Below are 19,485 nucleotides of genomic sequence, written 5' to 3'. Positions count from 1 at the left end.
TACCTGCAGTGCTGGTCACCAAAGTCCCTAGTCCGGGTCAAGCTCCCTATCTGGTGTGCATTGGGCACGATAACCGCTGGTATGTGGTGGCCACCGCAGATGTGGTCGGTTTTCATGCCGAGTTTCCCCGGATTGCGCGGGTCGATACGCTCAATCCCCCACCCGATATGCCCATGAAACCAGGACAGTCCCGCAGCGGTGACGACACCACCCAGGCGATCGCCCAGCAGATCCCGCCGATTCCCCCCACCGCAGACATCGCGCCCGAAGTGCAGGAATACATAGAGCGGGTCGCGGCGGTGGAGCAACAGTTGCAATCCCATCCGGCGCGGCAATGGGGCAACCCTAGTAACTTACTGAAGCGACAAAAGCGGATTGAAAAGATCCAAGAGGAATTGAGCGATCGCCGCACCAAGCTCCATAAATACACCCAGCGCTACTGGCAGGAATTTCTGACCCTGATGACGATCCTGCAACAGTTCAACTGTCTAGAAGGGATAGAACCGACGCCCCTGGGTGAAATGGCCGCTGCTATTCGGGGTGATAACGAACTGTGGTTAGGACTCGCCCTCGCCTCTGGTGAGCTCGATGACCTGACCCCCCATCAGCTTGCCGCCGTCTGTGCCGCCCTTGTTACAGAAGTGTCCCGCCCGGATACCTGGGCACGCTACAACCATTCCCGAGATGTGGATATGGCTTTGGGTGGCCTCCGTGGTATTCGCCATCGCCTCTTCCAAATTCAGCGGCGCTATAACGTCTCCTTCCCGGTGTGGATGGAAGTGGACTGGATTGGCCTGGTTGAACAGTGGGCACTGGGCGAAGACTGGGGGGAGCTATGCGCCAACACCTCCCTAGACGAGGGCGATATTGTGCGAATCTTACGACGCACGGCTGATTTCCTATCCCAAATTCCCCACGTTCCCTATCTTGCAGCAAATCTAAAAACCAGTGCGCGCGATGCCATTCGGGCGATCGATCGCTTCCCCGTCAGTGAGGATATTGGTTTACCTGCCATGAATCTGGTGCAAAACGCCGACGAGTCCCAGGCGTAGAACATCCAATTTCTATTCATCCTGATCTTGCTGTTCCCGTCGCGCCCGGAGCTTCAGGAGAATTTCTTCGTGGACTTCACGAGTAATGGGATAGAAGTACACCAAGATCATGCCTAGAATTAAACACACCGTTGGAAAAGGGCCGATCGCCACTCGGATCGCCAACAGTGCGGAATCCGGCTGTGCGGGAATCGGCTGACCGGGCGTCGCCTCTACAAAACCTGCTGCCGACAGCGCCACCCCCACACAAAAAATGCCCAGCGCCAAGCCCACCTTTTGGAGCAACGACATAAAGGCGTAAAACACTCCTTCCCGACGTTGCCCTGTTTGCAACTCATCCAGTTCAATCACATCGGGCAGCATCGCCCAAGGCACCAGGTAGGTGGTTGCTACCCCAAAGCTAACGAGCACACACAGAAAGTACATTAATCCCACCTGATTCGGCTGTAGGAAAAAGAGTCCCGATTGCACCAGAATCCACGATCCCACCCCCATAAAATACAATCCCCGTTTACCCACTCGCTTGCTGAGAATATTGCAGATAAAGATCATCCCGATCGCCGTTCCTTGCACGGTTAACGCCGCCGGAAAGTAGGAATCCAACCGCATCCAGTTGACAACATAGAAGGGAATCACGGCAGCGGTGACCTGCAATCCCAGCCAGGAGAATAGGTAAATCCCAACGACAAAGAGAAAGGGACGATTGCGAAAGGCGATCGCAATTTGTTGGGTGAGGGGCAAGTCACCCGATGTATCCAAGTCCAACTCAGCCACATCCATCAGGCCAAGCAACCTTGCGCGGTTCATCGTGCCCCAAATGCACCAGTGCAGGGCTAGGACAGCAATCACCGAACATAGTAATCCCAGCACAACATACTGCTGCTGCGCATTGGGAATCAGCAGACTCAGCACCAATCCCAACGCCAACACCGACACCGCCCCAAACAGCGAGAACGATAGCCGAAAGGTGGTTAGTTCAGTACGTTCGTCGTAATCTTTGGTTAACTCAGCAGTTAAGGCAGCGTAGGGCAAGTTAACAGCGGTGTAGGCCGTATCGAAGATGACGACCACCGCCGCGTAGTAGATAAATTTGAGCATTGGCGACCAATCGGGCACCAGCCACATAAAGAAGAAAGCCAGTCCAAAGGGAACCGATCCCCAAATCATCCAGGAATGGCGTCGTCCTTTGTCGGACTGAGTGCGATCGCTCAAAAAACCGACTATCGGATCATTCACCCCGTCCCAGACTTTACCAATGAGTACGGCAAGACTGGCGATCGCCGGATTCAACCCCGCCACGTTGGTCAAAAAATACAGCAGCGAAAACGCCATTAGGTTTGCAGTCATCCCTGGCCCTAAGTCTCCAGCACCATAGGCCAGTTTCGTACTGAGGTTTAGGGGTTTCGCGGTAGACGGTGGCAACGATTCAGTCATAGATTTTTAGAAAACGGTAACAAGGAGAATTGGAGATTCGGGAAAGACGATCGCCCCCGCTGAAGCGAGTTGGATCAGCCTCAGAAACGATCTGTCAGCCAACCTTGTAGAGGAGATGTATCGTCGGGCTACAAGCGAACCAGCATCGCAGTGTATGATTCTCATGATCTTATCGAGCTTTTCAGTCTCGGAAACGGAAAGGTTGGTAAGTCTTAACCCGTTTTCGTTCTCGGAAAAGTCAATAGGCGTCCTGTGCTTCGACATTTCACCTTAGCCACTCGTACTAGCCATGTCAGATTTTTTTGTGTCTTGGGAGGACTACAACCACACCGTTGAACGCCTTGCTGTTCAAGTGTACGAATCGGGGTGGGAGTTTAATCAACTGCTCTGTCTTGCCAAAGGTGGCCTACGGGTTGGCGACATCTTGTCCCGCATTTTTGATGTGCCCCTCGCCATCCTCGCCACATCCTCTTACGGTGGCCCGGGAAATCGGGTACGCGGCTCGATTACGTTTTCCCGCGACCTCACCATGACCACTCCCAATCTCGGCAGTCGCCTGTTGATTGTGGATGATCTGGTGGATTCGGGGGTGACGCTTAAGAAATCCCTGGACTGGCTGGATCGCAAATACGGGTTTTATACTGAAGACGTTCGCACAGCTGTCCTGTGGTATAAGGATTGCTCGGTGATTAAGCCGGATTATTACGTGGAATATTTAGCCGATAACCCCTGGATTCACCAGCCGTTTGAGCAGTATGAGCAAATGAGCATTGAAGACCTAGCCCGCAACCACGCGGCCAAATTATCGTCTTAGCACTGTGTAGATCACCATCTGCTGCTATCGGAGTAGGGCAATGAAGCCTGCTTGCTCAAAATGTTTATCGTAGGCCAGAGCTTCGGTAATAAGTGGGTAACCTGAATTAAACGATGTCCTGAGAACGGTATACCGAGCTTTCTAGGTTCCAGAGCTACGTTTAGTTAGGACTCTCTACTTATTGAATTTTCATTAGGGTTCTTCACCTCGTTGTTGTCGTTTATAAAAGTTACGGTCAAAGAAAGCATTGTGAACGGTTTCTTCATCCTCTAGCGTAATCACCCGTAACGCTCGATCGTCTGCTTCTGAAATATTGCCCCAATAGGAAATACGACCATTTGATTCAGTTCGCCCAACTTCCAAGCCGATCTACGCCACAATGGGAGAAGAAGGATTCATTAGGGAACACGGTGGTTTTGAGTATGAAGCAAGGGATGCGCTGGGAATTACGAGTTTTGATAGCAATGGTGTTGGCGATCGCCTGGATGGTTTTCACGCCGACGATGGCGATCGCCCAAGAGGATACGGTGAACTACTCGAATGCCAACCTCAATGATGTGGACTTTTCCGGCCAGAACCTATCGGGCAAAAACTTTATCGCCGCCGAAATGCGAAACATCAACTTTGAAGGGGCAGACCTCACCAACAGTATGTTCACCAAAGGCGTAATGTTGGATGCCAATCTGCGCGGCGCAAACTTGACTGGAACCCTGCTGGATCGAGTGTTTTGGGTGGGGGCAGATTTGACGAATGCCATTTTGGAAGACGCCACCATTTCCCGCACCAGTTTTGAAGATGTAACCGTTACGGGAGCCGATTTCACCAACGCCATTCTCGATCGCTACGAGTTGAAGCAACTGTGTAAACGGGCGGAGGGCGTGAATCCGGTCACTGGAGTATCGACCTTTGATAGCCTAGGCTGTTAATCCATCGTGGCGTTCCGTTAACTCAAAATTGAAAACTCAAAACTCAGCATCAGTACTATGACCAGTCAATCAGCTTCTCCGTCCTTACTCTTAAAGATTGTCATTATCAAGAAAGCCCTATTTGCGGTGGTTCTGCTAATCGTTTCCGTCATTTCTGCGTTTAGCTGGCGCAACTATGACCAAGTTACCGTTTGGGCAAACGACTACCTCGTAAACGGAGAATACGGCTTAGTGCATTGGATTCTGGAAACCGTTACCAATTCCCAAACCGCTACCCTCAAATTGGTGGCACGGGTGTCTGGTGCGTATGGATTGCTGGTGGCGATCGCCGCAACCGGACTTTGGTTGGGCAAACGCTGGGCCGATCCGCTATTTATTACGCTGGTGGGATTGCTACTTCCCGTTGAAGTGTACGAAATTATTCACCATGCCTCTTGGAGCAAATGTCTTCTATTTGCCATTAATCTGCTCATCTTTGGCGTGTTGATTTACCACTGGGTTCATACCTGGGAATCACAAACCGCTAATGAGGCCAATGACCAAGAGTTGAATCAGGCATCGTAATGCCGCACTGAAAAACCTGCTACAGAGAGATTGACGAGATTTATACCATGATTGAGCTATATCAGTTTGAGCTATCGCACTATTGCGAAAAAATTCGCCTGATTTTGGACTACAAAGGCTTAGAGTACAAAACGATTGAGGTGACGCCAGGGATCGGACAACTGGATCTGTATCAAATGTCCGGTCAACGCCAGGTTCCGGTCTTAAAGGATGGGGTTGAAATCATTGCCGATTCAACGGCGATCGCCAAATACCTAGACGAAAAATATCCAGATAAGCCGATTATTCCTGCCGATCCAATTCAGCGGGCGATGTGCTTTATTTTCGAGGAATGGGCAGACGAGTCGATGGGCACCAACGGGCGAAAAGTGATGCTGGGCGCATTTGGTCAACATCCAGATTGGCGCACTGCCGTTTTGCCCACAGGTACTCCCGACTTTTTGAAAACCTTGGTGGGGGCTGTCCCGGCGGGTCTCTTCGATGTGCTGGGGCTGGGTGTCGGCCTCACGGCTGATGTGCTGAAAACCGCTCACGGAACCATGCAGCAAAATCTGGAATCCCTGAGCGCCCTTTTGGTCGATCGCCCCTATTTAGTCACCGACTCGCCAACCCTGGCAGATTTTGCCGTCGCTGGATTGAGCATGTACACCAAGTTTCCGGCGGGGCAGTACTTGAAGATTCCGGAATCGATTAAGGGGAAGGGGGTGCCTGGGTTAGCGGATAATCCGGCGTATCAAGTGTTTTGGGATTGGCGCGATCGCCTCTATGCAGACTATCGCAAGCTTGCTGCTCCCACGGGTAGCACGCCTAGCAATGGATCGGGGCCGACCCGCATCAGCATTGATTGACGGGTACTCCCTATCTCTACACTCGCCCATAGAGCCTTAATCCGGGGTTTCCATTACTAGGAGATCCCGGTTTTTGTTGCGTCTATCCTTGAGACAACTTTTTCCGAATCTGCTCACCTCATGTCTTGCACCGATCGTCATCGATTCTTGTCTTTTTTAAGACAATTCCATCCTGATTCGATCACAGGCGATCGCCCCTCCAGCTTTAACTTTTCCTCTAAAAAGCTTATAGAGCAAGCATTTGAAGCTCTAGATACTCCAGAGTAGTACGTCTTTTCGCTTTGCGCCTTCGTGAGACAACTTGTTCCGAATCCACTCACTCAAGCATGAAAATTCTGTTGTTTTTTAGAAAGACTGGGCGATCGCTCTGATCGTTACCATGAGACAACTTAGGGCGATCGCGCTAGGTCGAATCGATCCGTTCTGGGCTGGGACGGTTCAGCGTTACATCCAAGTTGTCTCACTTCAAAAAAATGGAAAAAAATGGCAGCAATCCTTTGTCAGCCAAGGCTTTGAGCGTGAGACAAAAAACTCCTGATCGGGATCTGATCAGTTCTGGATCGAGACACGTTTCAATCCGGATCGGTTCACGCTGCAATTCTCAACCCCTGAATTCGCAGGAGTTTACAGACTTGAGACTTTCTAAGAAAGAAGTAAAGATCACCGGCCCAACGTCCTAACGCTAAATCTGGCATTATTTCTCTGCCTTTACGTGAAAGACAGGGATATCTAGTGGAAGCAGCGGTTCAGCCGTTTGAATACATCCACGAGAGAGGAGACACGTTTCTCTCCCTGTTTCCGCATCGCTTCGACTACATCTACGCGCCCTATCCCGATCCGGGACATTCTCCCCAATGGCGCACCGAGCGTCGATATCCCCTCTCCGATCGCAAGATTCGCCAGGGCAATGCCTTGTATGGTGTGCGCTTTGGGAAAACGACCCAGTACGCCTTAATCGACATTGATGCTACGAGTTCCTATCACCCCCACCACGCACCCTATGCGATCGCCCAGATCTTGGATGCCCTCGAACCGTTGGGCTTAGTTGAAGCGATCGCCTGTACCTCTAGCGATAGTGGTGGAATTCATCTTTACCTACCGTTTCCAACGGCTTGTACGTCCTGGAAACTGGCGATCGCCCTTGCCTCCCATCTGGAAGGCGCAGGCTTTTGTCTCAAACCTGGACAGCTCGAAATTTTCCCTAATGTGCGTCCGTTCAGCGAGCAGCTTGCACTGTTCCACGCCCACCGTTTACCCATGCAGGCAGGCTCCTACTTGCTAGATGAGGATTTTGCACCGATTTGGAGTAGCGAAACCCGATTTGTTCACCAATGGCGTCAGGCTCAGCAGCGTAATGGGTTAGACCTCCGTGTTCTAGAACGCTGTGTTGCGAAACAAAACACTCTACGACGACCTGTTTCCAATCGGGCAGAGAAGTTCTTAGCGGATTTGAATTTAGAACTAGAGCAAGGTTGGACGGGTCGCGGTCAAACCAATCATTTACTCGGTCGCATTGCTCTGCGTACCTACGTGTTCCATCACATTCTGGAAGGTGGAAAACCGCTGAGCGGGCAGGAGTTAACGAATCAAATTGTGGCGATCGCCCAGTCTCTACCCGGCTATTCGGATTGGTGTAACCATCAACATGAACTAGAACAACGAGCGGCAGAATGGACTCGGTGTGTTGAATCCAGCCGCTATTTTCCTTACGGAGTTTCTAAAGAAGATTCTCAGTCCAATCTTGAACGTCTAAAATCTGGGAATTCCACATCTGTGGAAAACTCTAGAAATCAGTGGAATACTCAACAGGAAAAAACAGCACGAGAAAAGATCCGGAATGCGATTGCAGATCTTTTGAATCAGAATTCTCTACCAGTTCAGATTACAGATCGATTTAAAGCATTAACAGAATACGGGATTGGTGGCAGTTCTCTCTATCGCCACAAGGACTTATGGCACCCTGCTTACCTAACAACGCTCGATCAAGATATAAGCTTATTAGAACGAGAAGGCCGTAATCCCAATCCAGATCAACCCTCCGAAGGATCTACTCCAGTTACGGAATCTCCTCATAAAGACCGTAATTCCTCATCTGTTCAGGATTCCAAAGGATCGAGTGCCGACCTGTTACCGAAGCCTCATTCATCGACGCATAATGGCTTGAGGCACGGAATCCGTCGAGCGTGGGCATCGATTCAGGCCATGAGCGATCGCCCCTTCCCGCCGATAGTGAACAAGCTATCCATGGATTCCAGCTAGAGATTTACTGGGAGCATCCCAATTTTGTACGGGTAGTGCGAGCGTCCCGCTCGCGGGCAAGATGCCCGCACTCCAGACATTGATCAATTTGCCAATGTGGGATGCTCCCGATTTACTTCTCCTCTGAGTTGTCTGCCGATGATTTTCTCCAGGGCAGCTTTGTCCCCATTTCCGTGGCGGCAGACACGATGAGGTAGGTCATCAAAACACCAATGCCACCCAAAAACATCAGGAAATCGTGGTTCATCTGATTCTGCGAGATTCCGCGCTAGAGTAAAAAGACTGACAAAACCCTAGCGCGATCGCATGACCGATACAATCCCCGCAGATTTTTGGCGTGGCGTTGAACAATTTAACCACGGCCAGTTCTACGACTGCCACGACACCCTCGAAGCGATTTGGATGGAGGCCGTTGCCCCGGATAAAGCGTTTCTGCAAGGGGTGCTGCAAGTTGCCGTTGCGCTTTATCATTTGGGTAACTTGAATTGGAAAGGTGCGGTCATTCTTTTGGGTGAGGGTATTAGCCGCTTGGTTCCGTATCAGCCGGAGTATTTTGGCATCGATGTGGAGCAGTTGATTGATCAGAGCGATCGCCTACTAACCACCCTCCAGCAAAGCGGTCCGGATCAGGTTGGGGCGATCGCCGCTCAAATTAATCCTGATGCAATGGATGGCTTGCCGGAAACAATTGCTAGCGACCCTGCATCACTACCAGTAAAACGACCAATCATTACGGTGCTAGTGTAGACAAAAGCCGAGCGATCAAGGTTATAGCCTACAGCCCTTTCAGGAGGTAGTGCGCCCTGTACGCTATCTCTTGAAAGGCCGAATGATCGTACCCCGAACATTCGGTGTTAGGCTTCTGAATCGCGCAAGTGCGTAAGTTCTACCAGATGATGTTTAATTGGAATGATACGCGAGTTCCGCATGTGAAACCTATGGATGGCTTCCTTCGATTCATGGAAAACAGATGTATTAATCGGTCTGGCCGGATGCGGCAATGGGGGAGCATTGTGTTGGGAATGGCGTTGCTGGGCGGGGTGTCTTTTGGAACTGCCCGTCCGGCGATCGCCCAGGCACGCGAAACCCGAAATCAGCCTATGACTCTACGTTCCGATATTCAGGAGGCTAATTCCATTACTGGAGTGATTACGGCTCGCGGCAATGTCCAGATCGATTATCCCGCCCGTCAACTTCAGGCGACTTCGGCAGAGGCGCAGTACTACAGCCGCGAACAGCGAATTGTTCTCAGCGGTGATGTGTACGTGCTTCAGGAAGGGAACAGCTTGCGTGGTGAGGTGGTGACGTATTTGATCGATGAAGGACGCTTTGTGGCTGAACCGGATGTAGGCCAACAGGTGCAATCCATTTATCTCGTTCCCGATACGGCTTCGCCAGCGGCTACGACTGCTCCGGCTGAGGAATTTAACCCGAAGCCAGAATTCAAAACGCTGCTGAGTCCGTAGTTGAGGGTCGCGTCTTGAAAATTGCGTTGGAAAATGTACATAAGTCCTACGGTCGCCGGACGGTTGTTTCGCGGGTGAGTCTGTCGGTGCGGCAAGGCGAGGTTGTCGGTTTGCTTGGCCCCAACGGAGCGGGTAAGACAACGACGTTCTACATCACCACAGGGCTGGAACGCCCCAATCAGGGACGGGTGTGGCTGGATGATAAAGACATTACCAACCTGCCCATACATCGGCGAGCGCACCTAGGGATTGGCTACCTCGCCCAGGAACCTAGCATTTTTCGGAACCTGTCGGTGCAAGACAATATTCGCCTTGTCCTACAGCAAACGGGCGTTCCGAAGTCGATGCGGCAAAAGCGATTGGATCACTTGCTGCAAGAATTTCGCCTGGAAAAAGTGGCGCAAACCAAGGGCGCGTACGTGTCCGGTGGGGAGCGGCGGCGGACGGAATTGGCGCGATCGCTCGCCTCGGGTATGGATGGCCCTAAGTTTTTGCTCTTGGATGAACCCTTCACCGGAGTCGATCCGATTGCGGTGGCGGAAATTCAAGAAATCCTGTCGGGATTTCGCGATCGCCAAATGGGAATTTTGATTACCGACCACAACGTACGCGAGACGTTGGCGATTACCGATCGGGCGTACATCATGCGCGATGGTCAAATTTTGGCCGCAGGCACCGCCGAAGAACTCTACAGCAATCCCTTGGTGCGGCAGTACTATTTGGGAGACAATTTCCGGATGTGATGGAGGGGCAAGGTTAAGTTCGGTATGGCGAATGCGGAGCATCTAACCTGGTTGAACGCTGGAGCCGACCCCTGGAACGATTGGCGGCGGCAATATCCCGACCTCGTGCCGGATCTCAGGGGTGCTAATCTCCGCCATGCCAATCTCCAGGGCATGAACCTCAGCTATGCCAACTTTGCCGGAGCCGATTGCACGGGTGTTAATTTTGCCGGAGCTGATGTATCGCACGCAGATTTCTCCAACGCACACCTTGAAGACGCAATCCTCAAATGGACAGATTCGCGAGGCACGGTTTTTACCAACGCCACCTTTACCCACGATCCCGCCCTGTCCCTACACTTAGTGACCAGTTTGCTGGCACGAGGGGCGATCGCCCGTCCCCCCAATCCTGCACCCTAACCGATGCGGAAGACTCGACTTTTCTCAGCAGTCCTCCGCTAAAAAGGGCAGACTTTGGACTATGATCGAGAGTACTAGAGCGTTTTGTTAGCGATTGGAATAAAAGCAATGGATATTTTGACCTTAGGTTGGGTTGGGCTTCTGGTTGTATTTAGCTTCTCCATCTCGATGGTGGTGTGGGCACGCAACGGACTCTAACTACCCTCTGCTCATGAGTATTGAACTGACCCCTTTAACGGTTCTGGCAACCCTGTCGCTCCTCTTAATGCTGGTGTTTACAGGGGGGATTGCCTACTTAACCACGGTGGAATGGCGCGATCGCCGCCGCCGTGAACGAGGGCGATAAATTTTTTGTATTTGCTCAAAAGAGCATCATTAGAATATAAACCGGGCTAAGATCATCTCTCAGCCCGGTTCGTTTATGGGGATGAGCCTGTCAATAGTGGATGAGCTGAGCTGCATGGCTAAATAACTTCTATATTTAGCGTGATCCCTTTTGAAAGAGAAATGCTAGGATGATCTCGCCCGGACGCGCATCAGTCCAAAGCGTAATAGTAGCTAAATTTTGGCCGTAAAGAATTCCGTTTTGGGTGCAGCGTGCCTTAAGGTCAAGGCCTTGTTGGAATCGTAATGGCGTAATCCCCGAATCGTGGTGTTGAAGTTGGAATGCGAAACCAGGCGAATCGTTCGATAAAGACATCCTCTCCATCGATGCCAATTGCTCGATGGCTGCATCAGGTCTTTGGGCAACCTTCCTATCCGCGGGTGAAGTATCGCTTGCAAGGAAATCAGCTTCACCTCTTGTTAGAGGCCGATCCGTGCCCGGTACAGAACGAGATGGTGCAAAAGGTGCTGCAAGCGCTACAAGCAACTCCCCTTGCAAACCTGTTGCCGGACGATCATCCTGCGGTCTATCAAGTGGTTTTATATGGGCGATCGCTCCAGCAGCCTCGTCCCGATTGGCAAGAAACTCTCAATTTAAATCAACTTAGCTATCACTGGCAGCGGCTTCAACAGCGGTTTCAAGCTGCGCCTGAGTCCACAGAATCCCCTGAGACGGTAGATTCAACCGCGCAATCTGAAATCACGTCCCCAGAACCAGCCTTTCCTCCCGCCGTCCCAGATGCGTCGTTGATGCTCTCCAATCGGAGCATGGCGCAGCGGGGAGATGTCGAGGCGATCGCCCGCTACCTCAGCGAAACCCTCAGCAGTTTTGGCATTGGCGTTAATGTAAGCGCCAAGGCAAGCGAGCGGGCGGTGTCTAGTGAGGCGCTAGCCCCAGTATGGACGATGGCTGGGTTCCAACCGGCTCATGCGGCGTCGCTGCCCACCCAGCGGCTATGGATTACCTGCGACGCCTCCTACAGCCCGACTCCATCCCTGATTGCTAAGCCCCTAGTGCAGCAACTGCAAGATTTGAACCTAACAGGGTTTCGGGATGCCGTAGTTCAGATTCAGGTGCAAGGAGAGACCCGTCCGGACTGGATGCTGTGGGTAGACCTGACCCCGAAGGAGGAGCGTCTGCGGGAATGGGCACGCTGGGGCGATGTAGAAGCGATTAGTCGAATTCTTGAACCAGTGCTGACGGCTCAGAATGCCCGTCTACTTACGGCTACGCTCAAGCAATCGACCCTCCATCTTTTCTGTACGGGCACATCTCTCCCCAGCACCCTTCCCGATGAATCTGCGATTCGTGCGGGTGTGGCTAGCCTTTTAGAGAGTCTGGCTCCCCAGGGAATTCAGCAGGCGGTGTTGTATGGGCAACCCCAAGCAGATGCAGAACCGACGTGGGTGCAGTGGCTTGATCTGCCAGCGTCGATGCATCCGGCCTTGGCGGAACTGCCGATGGATCTTGCCCAGACAGAAGATTGGTCGGCGATCGCCTTTTTGCTGAGTCGAGTGTTGAATCCGGACTTGGATCAGTATTTGGCGACGGGGGGCATCCGCGTCCAGCTTTTGCCGAAGGATGATCTCCTCCATGTGATGTGTGATGCGGCCGTGTGTCCAGAACAGCGGCAGGTGGGACGGGCGATCGTCAAGTTTATAAAACCGCTAAATTTACCCAGCATTACCGGAGTGCGGGTATATGGTCGTCGCTCTGGGCAAAAGCGTCCGGCCTGGAGCTACGGATCAGACTTTGCCCAGCGGGAACGCTACGTGCCGCAGCCCGCCCCAGAATTTGCGGTCACCGATGCGCTGGTGGGTGAATTGGTGGCTCCGGTGAATGAGTCCATCTTTCTGCTCGACGTAACGCCAACCGAGGTTCGGGCTGCCGGAAAGCGCTGGGTTCACCAAACGGTGCAGCAGGTGCAAAATGCCCTCGTGCGATCGCAGATCTTTACGCTACACCCGGATGTCCGTGCGATCGTTCGGCATCAGCCTGCGAACGATCAGCCCACGGGATTACGCACCTCCTCTGCCCGCCAAAGTTTGAAAGCGGCCTCGGTGTGGGCAGCGGCGGGATTGTTACTAACGGTACAAACCACCTGGCTCATGTCGGGACTGCTTCAGCGCGATCGCCAGCAAGCCAGCGCCCAGCAGCAAGCAGAGTTGGCGTCCGTGTTTCAAGCACCAGCGGCAGAGCCTGATCCCCAGCCTGCGCCGGATACGGCATTCACAGAAATACCCACCTCGCCAAGTCAGCGCCAGCAGATCATTTTGGCCTCTAGCCCCATTCTGCCCTCCGCAGACATCGCCCTTGCCACCGCTGAAAAAACGCTGGACTTGCCGACCTTTAACAGCCAGCAGTTGGATCAGAAATTGGCGCTTTATTATCAGCGGGTTGCTGAAGAAGGCCCGCCCGATGTGCTCGTGGTGGGCAGTTCCCGTGCTCTGCGCGGCGTTGATCCGGTGGCCTTGTCGGAGGCATTAGCTAAACTGGGGTATGCCGATGTGTCGGTTTTTAACTTCGGAATCAACGGGGCAACGGCTCAGGTAGTGGAGTTGGTGTTGCAGCGGTTACTGACTCCAGAGCAGTTGCCCAAGCTGATCATCTGGGCGGATGGGGCACGGGCGCTCAACAGTGGTCGCGAAGATGTGACCTATAACGGCATTGTGTCTTCGGATGGGTATCAACTGCTGGCATCAGGAGCAGTGATTGCGCCATCCGTATCCGGAGCTGTAGCCAAGGATTCTGCGACATCGTCATCGGGTTTAGCGGCCTTGGGAGCTAGCTATCAAGCGCTAGACCGTTGGTTAAGTGACCAGCTTGCAACTCGGATTCCTGCCTATGATGAGCGCGATCGCCTGAAAAGCCTAATCCAAAACGGCATGATGGCAACGTTGCCGACGCCACCTCTGGATCGACAAATGCGGCAAGCGGGATCATCCACGACGGATGCGGCGCGTTTATCGGATCTCGCGCTGACCGAGGACATGGTTGATATCAACGGATTTCTGCCCTTGGATTTGCAGTTTAACCCTGCGACCTACTACCAGGAATATGCTAGGGTGAGCGGTGGTTTTGATCGAGACTACGATGGATTTCGGCTAGAAGGGCAGCAAACCGCAGCCCTGGATGCGGTGCTTCAAGTCACCCAGCGATATAACGTTCCCCTGGTATTCGTAAACCTACCGCTGACGGATCAATATTTGGATTCCGTTCGGAAAGGCTACGAACAGGAGTTCAAGCAATATATGTTCACAGAGGATGTTTCCCAGGGGGCACTGGTGTTCCGGGATTTGGGTGAAGCTTGGCCAACGGAGTACCGATATTTCTCCGATCCCAGCCACCTCAACCGTTATGGAGCCTATGCTGTATCGCTACGGTTAGCGCAGGATCCGATGATTCCGTGGGCAGTTTTGGCAGATGCGGGGCGCGATCGCCCCTCTGAACTCTAGACTCAAATTAATGACGCAAATCGTCCTAAAACAACATAAAACGTCAATGAGTGTAAATATCTGTGACATTTAGGCCTTTTTTGACATAGATTCCAAAAGTCGGCAAGAGACCTTCTCAGGATAGATTTTGGAATATTTTTTGAGGATAGGAACGATCCCTAAGAAATAATTAAGATGACTTGTCGTGCTATCTAAAAAGCCTTGAAAGCTTTGCCTTTTCTTGATTTTATCGGCTTCAGACGTCAGAATTCTCTCAAAGAGGTTGGTAGTCGCGTTTACAGCTAGTCGTATTTTGGGAGTGTTAGCTTAATACTGGCGTCTTTAAGTTTTGGCGCTGGCAAACCAACAACGTTCCGGAGCTCCTCAGCGACTATGGCGCAGATTCTTGATCCCCTACCACCAAATCAGTCCGATAAGATTCTTTGCTGCTATGTCAATGCGACTAGCAAGATTCAAGTTGTTCGGATCACGAACATTCAGAACTGGTATTTTGAACGGGTTGTGTTTCCAGGGCAGCGCCTAATTTTTGAAACGTTACCCATTGCCCAGCTTGAGATCCACTGCGGTATGATGGCGAGCGCAATTCTTTCAGATACCATTCCCTGCGATCGCCTCCAGATTGAGATTGAAGCAGGCGATATGGCTGAAATGGGCGTTATCGATGCTAGTAGCGAGTTCAAAGCCCATGACCGTGAGGTGTTAGCAACAATGGCATCCTATGATTGAGATGGCGTTGAAGCACCTCTCGCCTGAGTCTCAGTGAACTGCTCTATAGAGTTGAAACCTCTACCGCAAAGTCCTTGTCTACAGACCGATTTTGACATAGCGAACTTAATGCAGGGGTTGAACAGGCGTTCGCCCCTGTTTTGCTGAAGCGATCGCTTTGCCTACTCTCTAATTTTTATGCGCGAGTATTGCATCAAAACGTTTACTATTCCCCTATAACCTGAATCTTTCTGAAAACTATTTTTGATTTGAATGGTTCCGCAGTACAAACGAAATCACCTGCTGGTTATTGATGATAGCAAAGGACGGCGAGAGTTTAATCTGAGTAGTTCGGTTTACTCGATTGGACGCGATCCCAAAAGCGACATTCGCCTCTTTTCGCAGTACGTGTCGCGTCGGCACGCCACGCTAGTTCAACTCACGGATGATTATGGTACGTACTATCGGCTTGTGGATGGCAACTTGAAGGGAAAGCTCAGCGCAAATGGCCTCCGGATCAATGGGCGAAAAATCCAAGCCCACGATCTCAAAGATGGCGACGAGATTATTTTTGGGCCTGAGGTCTCGGCACGGTATTACCTACTGAATCAAGCTGAGACGTCGCCCATATATCAGGACTCTGAGACCACCCTGATTAACTTCGATATGCTCGACGCTGACGAGTTCGATACCCTTTAGGGGGCGACTTTGGTGTTCCGATAGGCAGTAGGGCTTCTATCGCACGAGTATCGGAACTAGTTTGAGATTGAACTGAGACTCAAAACAGCTTTTTTTCTGATTCAAACTCCAGAGTTCTAGCGCACAGTCGTCATCGCTATGGGTTGGGGTGAGGAAAAGATGCATCGTGTGTTCCTCGGGGTGATGTTGACACTTGAGCTTTTGAATTGCCCCAATTTGACGTCGATCCAGGGCGGCGGCGAGGCGCAGCAGGGGGCTAAGCCGATCCACAATTTGGCGATCGCGCTTGCTGCTGAGGCTGCGATAGGTGTCATGCTTTTTCTTCGGCATGCTGCGACGGTGGTAGCGGGCTAGGTTGGCAATAGTTTCAATTTCGGGTTCGGTGTAGCCCAGCAAATCGCCATTGCGAATGAGGTAATACGAGTGTTTGTGGTGGGCCGCATGGCTAATGAAGTGACCGCAGTTATGCAGCATGGCCGCCGCCCAGAGCAGATCTCGCTCGCGATCGCCCCAATCGTGCAGGATGCCCTGGGTTTGATCAAACAGATCTAGTGTGAATTGTGTGACCCGCTCCGCATGGGGCAGATTAACTTGGTACTTGTGGGCGGCGCGTAGAACGCTGCGTTGGCGAGCGGAACCCTGGAAGCGAAGGCGATCTTCGATCAGACCGTGGGTGAGCATCCAATCCACGATGATCCCCTCGCGGAGCGATCGCTCACAAATCATGATAGAGGGGGCATTGAGTAAGGTCATCGCCTCTTGGAGGATCAGCGCCCCGGCCAGGATAATCTCTGCCCGTCGATCGGAGATGCCCGGTATGGTTAGCCGTTCGGCGTAGCTCGATTTTCGTAATCGGTTCACGATCGCCTTCAGGTCGTCCAGACTAAACTCGTAGCCGTGGAGTGGATCGGGAACGGTTCCCAGGCGATCATAAGCGTGAATGGTGGCGAGGGTTTCCGCCGTGCCCGATGTGCCCACCAGTTTTGCAGGACATCCAGGTTTTAGATGGGACTGTAATTCTTCAATGGGACGCTCTACCATGCCGCGAATGTAGGCTTGCAGGTCGTTAAACTCACTGGCGCTAATCGGATCGGTTGTCACCATATCCGATGTTAGGCGCACGGCACCGACTTTGGTGCTGCTAAGGAAACTGGCCTCATGCTCGTCGCCCAGAATGATTTCTGTGGAACCCCCACCGATATCGATGATAATGTGGGGCTGTTGGTTAAACTCGACGACCGAGAGTACGCCTAAGTAGATCCGACGGGCTTCTTCCTGTCCGGAAATCAGATCGACCGCCAAGCCCACCTCGGATTCCACACGGTCTAGGAACTCCCGTCCGTTGGGAGCTTCCCGGACAGCACTGGTAGCCGTAGCAACAATGGCATCGACGTTATAGCTTTCGGCAATGGATTTGCAGCGTTGGAGGGTGGCGATCGCCCGACTCATGGCGGCCTCGGTTAGATGTCCGGTGGCGCGATCGCGTTCGCCCAAGCGCACCATATCTTTTTCCCGATCAATGATGGTAAATGCAGGCAAACTCGGCTGAATTCGCACGACTGCCATGTGAATTGAGTTCGTGCCGACATCGATCGCGGCAAGGATACGGTTTTGCTTGGGAATGGTGTTGACCATGAAGGCTCAAAAAACGAAGGCGAAGATCCGCAGGGTGATCTCAAGGATCGATCAGGTGAATCCCGCATACTGCGCTTTGATTATGCCAAATTGTGTTTACCTCTCGGTGATTCATGGGCAATCCCGTAGCATCTGTTCATGAATGGCTATGGCTATGGTTATGAATTGCTATTGCTCTAAGAATTTTCCTTGCCCATAACCCCGTACAATGGCAAGCAGGGCGATCTCTCCCAAGTCCTTAGGGTTTCTCTAGGCTTGGGACGGGCAGGTGCCCGGTAACCTCAATCCTAGAAGCAGTTCCAGACGTTGGCGTTATGGCAGTAAAAAAAGGCACATTGGTTCGGGTCGTTCGTGAAAAGTTGGAAAATAGCGTCGAGGCCACCGCAAGCGATCCTCGTTTTCCTCCCTATATTTTTGAAACGGGAGGTGAAGTGCTCGATCTTCGTGGTGACTATGCCCTGATTAAATTTGGCTATGTTCCGACCTCCAATATCTGGCTGCGCGTCGATCAGCTAGAAACGTTTCAATAGAATAAGGTTTCCGTTCAGACAATAAGCGGTTCGCTAAGATGATCGTCACCGGATAGGTGGCGATTTCTGTTGTAAAGCTATGTCTGTTTTTCCCCGACCCATAAACTGTTTGCCGTTTCCCAAGGTTTCTATCATTGGTTCCGGGAATGTTGGCAGCACCTTGGCTCAGCGCATTGCCGAGAAGAACGTGGCGAATGTGGTGCTGTTGGATATTGAGCCGGGGCGACCCCAGGGGATTGCGCTCGATCTGATGGAGGCGCGAGGGATCGAACAGCACGATTGCGAAATTATTGGTACGGATGACTATGCCCATACGGCCAATTCGGCGGTGGTGGTAATTACGGCAGGCATTCCACGCAAACCGGGGATGACGCGCGACGACCTGATGAAAACCAATGCCAAAATTGTGGTGGATACGGCTCAAAAGGCGATCGCCCATTCCCCCGATGCGCTCTTGATCGTGGTGACGAATCCGCTGGATGTGGTGACCTACCTGGCGTGGAAAGCAACGGGTCTACCTGCAAAACGGGTGATGGGCATGGCAGGGATTTTGGACTCATCGCGGCTTGAAACCTTCATTGCGATGGAACTGGGTATCTCCAGCATGGGGGTGAATGCGATGGTGTTAGGTGGCCATGGCGATTTGATGGTGCCGCTGCCGCGCTACTCTACGGTGAATGGTGTGCCGATTACGCAATTAATGGATGAACAAACAATTGAGCGTCTAGTGGAACGGACGCGCCAAGGTGGATCGGAGATCGTGAAATTGATGCAAACGGGGGGAGCCTACTATGCTCCGGCCTCTTCGACCTATGCCATGGTTGAAACGATTCTCAATAACCATTCGCGGCTGCTGCCGATTGCGGTCTATGCTCAAGGCGAGTATGGTCTAGACGATTTGTTTATTGGCTTACCGTGCTATCTCACCTGTCAGGGAGTGCATTCCATCGTTGAGCTAGAGCTGACGGATCAAGAACGCCAAGCCCTACACCGTTCGGCGGAGTCCGTGAAGGAAAATATCCACAAAGCGATGGCAATGCTGTAGCAAGTAGATCTGCGACGTCTTATTCATGTTCCAAAAGTAGCGTATTGGCTTCATACAAGACGTCGCAGATCTGGATACTCTGATTTGAGTACAGGGCGATCGCCCCTCTGGTTCTGTAAGCGCGATCGCCCTTAAACTTGCACCCCAACGGAGATCTCCTGGGACTTTGGGCTAGGAGCGACGCCCTTCATCTTGCACCTCAACAGAGACTTTCTGGGATCCGTCGGGAACATAGATATCACTGCAACAACGAGTGCAATACCTCTATTTGTGCGGGAGCATGATAACGGTGAAGTTGTGCGGCGGTAGATAACCTCAAACACCCAACGATAACCTCTGTGCCGTCCGCCTCAGGGACTATGTTAGATGCCCGATATTTGCAACAAATTTTATAAATAAAAACGGCGTTGTTGCATGAAAGAGGGGTTGCGGGCAGGAGAGGCATGGTAAATTTCAGTTATCACATATAAAACCTGCCATGAAACCTCAATACCGCATCCGCAACTGGTCAGAGTATAACGCTGGA

General features: G+C 52.0%; 19 protein-coding genes. 16 read left to right on the top strand and 3 right to left on the bottom strand.

Going from position 1 to position 19,485, the window contains the following annotated elements:
- The coding region (locus IGR76_11725; GenBank protein ID MBF2079159.1) for an RNA helicase at positions 1 to 1,052 on the top strand (1,052 nt) is incomplete at its 5' end.
- Between the two features lie 12 nt (positions 1,053 to 1,064).
- Here IGR76_11725 and IGR76_11720 read toward each other — a convergent pair.
- Positions 1,065 to 2,486 (bottom strand): MFS transporter, encoded by a 1,422-nt coding sequence (locus tag IGR76_11720; GenBank protein ID MBF2079158.1) that lies wholly within the window; start codon positions 2,484 to 2,486, stop codon positions 1,065 to 1,067.
- A gap of 289 nt (positions 2,487 to 2,775) precedes the next feature.
- Here IGR76_11720 and IGR76_11715 point away from each other — a divergent pair, with 289 nt between their 5' ends.
- Positions 2,776 to 3,300 carry a phosphoribosyltransferase gene (locus IGR76_11715; GenBank protein ID MBF2079157.1) on the top strand — a complete coding sequence of 175 codons (525 nt, stop codon included), beginning with the start codon at positions 2,776 to 2,778 and terminating at the stop codon, positions 3,298 to 3,300.
- A 192-nt stretch (positions 3,301 to 3,492) separates the two neighbouring features.
- On the opposite strand, the gene IGR76_11710 is transcribed toward IGR76_11715, so the two are convergent.
- Positions 3,493 to 3,663: a hypothetical protein gene (locus tag IGR76_11710; protein ID MBF2079156.1), complete on the bottom strand. Its 171-nt coding sequence runs from the start codon at positions 3,661 to 3,663 to the stop codon at positions 3,493 to 3,495.
- Positions 3,664 to 3,722: 59 nt separating this feature from the next.
- On the opposite strand from IGR76_11710, the gene IGR76_11705 reads away from it, so the two are divergent.
- The 12 genes from IGR76_11705 to IGR76_11650 all read left to right on the top strand — a co-directional run bounded on the left by IGR76_11705 (position 3,723) and on the right by IGR76_11650 (position 15,749).
- The gene (locus IGR76_11705; GenBank protein ID MBF2079155.1) at positions 3,723 to 4,226 is read left to right on the top strand and encodes a pentapeptide repeat-containing protein; all 504 of its coding nucleotides are present in this window, start codon (positions 3,723 to 3,725) and stop codon (positions 4,224 to 4,226) included.
- 57 nt (positions 4,227 to 4,283) lie between these two features.
- Positions 4,284 to 4,790 carry a DUF2127 domain-containing protein gene (locus tag IGR76_11700; GenBank protein ID MBF2079154.1) on the top strand — a complete coding sequence of 169 codons (507 nt, stop codon included), beginning with the start codon at positions 4,284 to 4,286 and terminating at the stop codon, positions 4,788 to 4,790.
- 47 nt (positions 4,791 to 4,837) lie between these two features.
- The gene (locus IGR76_11695; GenBank protein MBF2079153.1) at positions 4,838 to 5,638 is read left to right on the top strand and encodes a glutathione S-transferase family protein; all 801 of its coding nucleotides are present in this window, start codon (positions 4,838 to 4,840) and stop codon (positions 5,636 to 5,638) included.
- A 732-nt stretch (positions 5,639 to 6,370) separates the two neighbouring features.
- Positions 6,371 to 7,897, top strand: coding sequence for a hypothetical protein (locus IGR76_11690; GenBank protein MBF2079152.1), 1,527 nt, complete (start codon positions 6,371 to 6,373; stop codon positions 7,895 to 7,897).
- 306 nt (positions 7,898 to 8,203) lie between these two features.
- A complete protein-coding gene (locus IGR76_11685; protein ID MBF2079151.1) occupies positions 8,204 to 8,644 on the top strand; it encodes a DUF309 domain-containing protein in 441 nt (146 codons plus the stop codon).
- Positions 8,645 to 8,889: 245 nt separating this feature from the next.
- Positions 8,890 to 9,363, top strand: a complete 474-nt coding sequence (locus tag IGR76_11680; protein ID MBF2079150.1) for a hypothetical protein — start codon at positions 8,890 to 8,892, stop codon at positions 9,361 to 9,363.
- 14 nt (positions 9,364 to 9,377) lie between these two features.
- Positions 9,378 to 10,106, top strand: a complete 729-nt coding sequence (lptB, locus tag IGR76_11675) for an LPS export ABC transporter ATP-binding protein (protein MBF2079149.1) — start codon at positions 9,378 to 9,380, stop codon at positions 10,104 to 10,106.
- Positions 10,107 to 10,130: 24 nt separating this feature from the next.
- Complete coding sequence (locus IGR76_11670; GenBank protein ID MBF2079148.1) at positions 10,131 to 10,505, top strand: pentapeptide repeat-containing protein; 375 nt, start codon at positions 10,131 to 10,133, stop codon at positions 10,503 to 10,505.
- A gap of 108 nt (positions 10,506 to 10,613) precedes the next feature.
- The gene (petN, locus tag IGR76_11665; GenBank protein ID MBF2079147.1) at positions 10,614 to 10,703 is read left to right on the top strand and encodes a cytochrome b6-f complex subunit PetN; all 90 of its coding nucleotides are present in this window, start codon (positions 10,614 to 10,616) and stop codon (positions 10,701 to 10,703) included.
- Positions 10,704 to 11,216: 513 nt separating this feature from the next.
- Complete coding sequence (locus tag IGR76_11660; GenBank protein MBF2079146.1) at positions 11,217 to 14,345, top strand: DUF1574 domain-containing protein; 3,129 nt, start codon at positions 11,217 to 11,219, stop codon at positions 14,343 to 14,345.
- Positions 14,346 to 14,717: 372 nt separating this feature from the next.
- Positions 14,718 to 15,071 (top strand): DUF1830 domain-containing protein, encoded by a 354-nt coding sequence (locus tag IGR76_11655; protein MBF2079145.1) that lies wholly within the window; start codon positions 14,718 to 14,720, stop codon positions 15,069 to 15,071.
- A gap of 252 nt (positions 15,072 to 15,323) precedes the next feature.
- Complete coding sequence (locus tag IGR76_11650) at positions 15,324 to 15,749, top strand: FHA domain-containing protein (GenBank protein ID MBF2079144.1); 426 nt, start codon at positions 15,324 to 15,326, stop codon at positions 15,747 to 15,749.
- A gap of 36 nt (positions 15,750 to 15,785) precedes the next feature.
- On the opposite strand, the gene IGR76_11645 is transcribed toward IGR76_11650, so the two are convergent.
- Positions 15,786 to 17,384, bottom strand: coding sequence for a Ppx/GppA family phosphatase (locus IGR76_11645; protein MBF2079143.1), 1,599 nt, complete (start codon positions 17,382 to 17,384; stop codon positions 15,786 to 15,788).
- A 314-nt stretch (positions 17,385 to 17,698) separates the two neighbouring features.
- On the opposite strand from IGR76_11645, the gene IGR76_11640 reads away from it, so the two are divergent.
- A complete protein-coding gene (locus tag IGR76_11640) occupies positions 17,699 to 17,914 on the top strand; it encodes an NAD(P)H-quinone oxidoreductase subunit O (protein ID MBF2079142.1) in 216 nt (71 codons plus the stop codon).
- A gap of 79 nt (positions 17,915 to 17,993) precedes the next feature.
- Positions 17,994 to 18,959: a malate dehydrogenase gene (gene mdh, locus IGR76_11635; protein ID MBF2079141.1), complete on the top strand. Its 966-nt coding sequence runs from the start codon at positions 17,994 to 17,996 to the stop codon at positions 18,957 to 18,959.
- Positions 18,960 to 19,485 lie beyond the last annotated feature (526 nt).

Source organism: Synechococcales cyanobacterium T60_A2020_003, from assembly GCA_015272205.1.
Lineage (GTDB): Bacteria > Cyanobacteriota > Cyanobacteriia > RECH01 > RECH01 > JACYMB01.
The sequence above is the reverse complement of the archived record's forward strand: the minus strand, read 5'-3'. Positions and strand labels throughout refer to the sequence as shown.

Excerpts from the sequence above, each read along its gene's own strand:
- IGR76_11685 (MBF2079151.1), top strand. The coding sequence starts at position 8,204 with ATGACCGATACAATCCCCGCAGATTTTTGGCGTGGCGTTGAACAATTT.
- IGR76_11655 (MBF2079145.1), top strand. The coding sequence starts at position 14,718 with ATGGCGCAGATTCTTGATCCCCTACCACCAAATCAGTCCGATAAGATT.
- IGR76_11705 (MBF2079155.1), top strand. The coding sequence starts at position 3,723 with ATGAAGCAAGGGATGCGCTGGGAATTACGAGTTTTGATAGCAATGGTG.
- IGR76_11640 (MBF2079142.1), top strand. The coding sequence starts at position 17,699 with ATGGCAGTAAAAAAAGGCACATTGGTTCGGGTCGTTCGTGAAAAGTTG.
- IGR76_11680 (MBF2079150.1), top strand. The coding sequence starts at position 8,890 with ATGCGGCAATGGGGGAGCATTGTGTTGGGAATGGCGTTGCTGGGCGGG.
- IGR76_11700 (MBF2079154.1), top strand. The coding sequence starts at position 4,284 with ATGACCAGTCAATCAGCTTCTCCGTCCTTACTCTTAAAGATTGTCATT.
- IGR76_11645 (MBF2079143.1), bottom strand. The coding sequence starts at position 17,384 with ATGGTCAACACCATTCCCAAGCAAAACCGTATCCTTGCCGCGATCGAT.
- IGR76_11660 (MBF2079146.1), top strand. The coding sequence starts at position 11,217 with ATGCCAATTGCTCGATGGCTGCATCAGGTCTTTGGGCAACCTTCCTAT.
- IGR76_11670 (MBF2079148.1), top strand. The coding sequence starts at position 10,131 with ATGGCGAATGCGGAGCATCTAACCTGGTTGAACGCTGGAGCCGACCCC.
- IGR76_11695 (MBF2079153.1), top strand. The coding sequence starts at position 4,838 with ATGATTGAGCTATATCAGTTTGAGCTATCGCACTATTGCGAAAAAATT.
- IGR76_11715 (MBF2079157.1), top strand. The coding sequence starts at position 2,776 with ATGTCAGATTTTTTTGTGTCTTGGGAGGACTACAACCACACCGTTGAA.
- mdh (MBF2079141.1), top strand. The coding sequence starts at position 17,994 with ATGTCTGTTTTTCCCCGACCCATAAACTGTTTGCCGTTTCCCAAGGTT.
- IGR76_11720 (MBF2079158.1), bottom strand. The coding sequence starts at position 2,486 with ATGACTGAATCGTTGCCACCGTCTACCGCGAAACCCCTAAACCTCAGT.
- petN (MBF2079147.1), top strand. The coding sequence starts at position 10,614 with ATGGATATTTTGACCTTAGGTTGGGTTGGGCTTCTGGTTGTATTTAGC.
- IGR76_11650 (MBF2079144.1), top strand. The coding sequence starts at position 15,324 with ATGGTTCCGCAGTACAAACGAAATCACCTGCTGGTTATTGATGATAGC.